This window comes from Vibrio sp. 10N.222.49.A3 (assembly GCF_041475145.1).
Taxonomy (GTDB): Bacteria; Pseudomonadota; Gammaproteobacteria; order Enterobacterales; family Vibrionaceae; genus Vibrio; species Vibrio tasmaniensis_A.
The window spans coordinates 1-2987 of the sequence record NZ_JBFRVM010000245.1 but is presented as its reverse complement, the minus strand read 5'-3'; the positions used below and the strand labels follow the sequence as shown (position 1 = coordinate 2987).

The 2987-nt window shown below is 38.2% G+C and carries 1 protein-coding gene; it reads left to right on the top strand.

The features are described 5' to 3' along the window. Positions 1 to 46 precede the first annotated feature (46 nt). Positions 47 to 2599, top strand: a complete 2553-nt coding sequence (locus AB4589_RS24280; protein ID WP_372101858.1) for a hypothetical protein — start codon at positions 47 to 49, stop codon at positions 2597 to 2599. Positions 2600 to 2987: the final 388 nt, after the last annotated feature.

Genomic DNA, 2987 nt, shown 5'->3' with positions numbered 1-2987 from the left:
AGGTTAATAACTATCTTTCTTTATATTTAGATTAGGTTTTTTACTTATGAAATTAAAAATACTCTTTTTATTTGGTCTACTGCTGCTTCTTCTCGGTTGTAAGGAGAAAGGAGGGTCTGAGGTGCAGAAGATATTTACCGGAGAATTTCTCCTCTCACCACATGAAGTGGTTGATTTTTCAGAAATAGTGAAGAGCAGACCTCAAACAGCGTGCTGCAACGAGGCCATAGAGTTAGAGGTAATGTCAGGAAAAGAATTCATAAAACTAACCAAAGATAAGAAAATCGTCGCGCTCAAAGATGGTGAAGTGAAGCTAAAGAACAAACGGAATGGTGATTTATATTACTTAAAAATTGATTCGAATGACTTAGGGACGGCATTTTTAAACTTAACTTTCATCGATTTACACACGGGAGTCGTGTTGACTGATGATGTGCTTAAAGTAGGACATAGTTACGCCTTAGGGATGTCTAGCCGTTTCCCATTAAAACAGAGCGATGTGCAATTAGAGACCACAAATGAAAAACTAATCCAACGTGATGCCGTCGGCAATATCTTCATCACCCCAACCGAAGCAAATGTTCAAGGCAGCAACCTTTTAATTAAAATTCAAGCGAACGGCCGAAAATACGCGAAATACTTTAAAATAAAAGAAGAACAAATTAAGGGAAGCAGGTTAATTACGGACCCTCAAAAGCGTTTCTTGCCTGTTGGAGCAAAAGTCCTCCCTTTGGTTTCGTATATTAGCGCGGACGGAAAGATTCACTCTGTTAGAGCAGAGCTGTTAACCTATGTAATTGATGGAAAAGAGCTATCTCTGGCCGCTCTCCACGAGTATCTGTCTGATCCAAAGAACACAGGCCGACATAAGATCTTGGTCAAACACCCCAATTTAGTAGAGGCCAGCTTAAACTATGAAATAGTAACGTTGAGTGATTATGTGACAATGTTCGGAATAACAGTCAACCTTCCCGCCTTCCCAAAAGCATTACAAGCTCATGTAGATATTCCATATCGTCTTCTTGTAACGAGCAATGGAATAGATGTAACCTCCTTAGTCGAACTCGAGGTGGGCCCCGACGAGGCTGGGAGAATTGAGGACGGTTTTCTCATAGTTTCTAACAAAGAGGTAAAAACCTTCTTAGTCTCTGTCTCAATTAACGAAAATAAACTTTCTTCGTACATCCCCCATCATCCCGATTATTACAGAGTGAATGTAGATAAAACAGATCTACGTTTAAACCTTAATATAGCGGATAGTCTCTACACTAAAAGGGATAAAGATTTGCCCTTACATTTATTATTGAATGACGTTAATGTAACTGGCCGTAACCTAGGCGTTCAATTCATTAATTCCACAGGAGAAAAAGTCCCTGGAAGTGACGGAAAAAAGGCTTGGTCCACCTGCAGTTTGAGTTTTTCTGATCCATCGGCGACGGTCCTCTTTGATGACAAAATTTATGGAGTGCCCGAAAATCAAACGCATGAATCACTGCTCACGTTTGATTGCCGTGAACGAAATCATATCACCCCCCATCAAGCAATAGACTTTGTGGCGATAAGTAGTATGGGGTTAAATGAAGTGATCGACCACTATGGTACGCCTTCCTTACTTCATCCAGAAGAAAATGGAGTTTATAGAATAGTGTATGATAAATTTAACCAACAATCGGTGCAGGTTAATGTCTCTCCATTTCTGAACAACATTTTCAACCATTATAGCAAAAACTGGCTTACGGGACCGTACACAGTTTCGGGCTCTGAAGACCTAATTGTAGATTCACGGGGAAACCTAACGTTTTTAGGAAGCTTCCAACCCTCCACCCTAACCCTCCACAAACAACTTCAAGGGGAGGAGCTGATAACTTATAATCTTGAGGTCGATTACAGCAAGACCGAAACATCAGAAACCCACGTCTATAATCAAAATCATTCTTGGATGACTCTTGCGAAAAATATTGAATTAGATGGACAAACTCTGTCTTTTGAAAATGTACCTTATCTAGCAAAGGGTATTCCAATTACGGTAAGTGCTCTGAATCAAAAAGGTGAAAATATAATTATTAATCCTTATATTCGCTTTAAGGCCGATAAGCCTACTGAGAATGATGCCATCATGTTAAACGGTAATCAGTTGTTCATGAATACTCAGGGCTCAGTAGGCCAATATCAATTTGCTTTGTTAGATAAAGAATATAGGCAAGAGTTATCAGGCATCCTTTTTAACATCGTCGATACGATTAAAATACATTCGATTCAAGGCCCACACTTAAATACTTCAATTCCCGTAGGCTCAATTGGTCGCTTGGCATTTAAAAGAAAAAATGGGCCAGACTATGAAATTAATCTCAATCGAACCACCTCTTTCTTAAGGTCTTATCAATACATGTCTACTATGTTTGGAAATGTTTTTTCGAAATCAGGGGGAAATATTTTACCCGTAGACACTGGAACAGGGGTGATAAATACAATAGGTTCAGCTTATCGAAATGGCTTTGGTATCAGTGAGAGTCTTATGGCTGAACTGGAACAACCCGTTCAATATGACTTTGAGATTATCGATCCATTAGGAAACTTATTGTTTTCATGGTCCCGCTAACTGATTATCTATCGATTTAACAGACATAAATAGGTTAAGAATGTCGTCTGAAGCGGCATTCTTTTCTAAAAAAACAATAGATCGTAAAAATAATTTATTTAACCTCCTCAGACCCTTACCAATAAATTGATTAAACACAATAAAACAAGATCCGATAGTTCCCAATTAAATTTCACCCAATCGTTAACTTTTTTCAAGATATTCCCTATCCAATTACATCGCACTTGTAAAATTTATACTTCTACCTCAACAACATTTTATATTCTTACAAGCAACCATTTACATTGAAATCGATTTAAATGGTGTGTGGTGAAGAATTGAAAATACAGGGGCATTTTTGGAACACTTTCCAATTAGTCTTTGTTTTCACTAAGAGGCTAAATTATCG

What these genes read in the sequence shown, in the direction of transcription:
- AB4589_RS24280 (WP_372101858.1), top strand. Translation starts at nt 47, where the DNA reads ATGAAATTAAAAATACTCTTTTTATTTGGTCTACTGCTGCTTCTTCTC.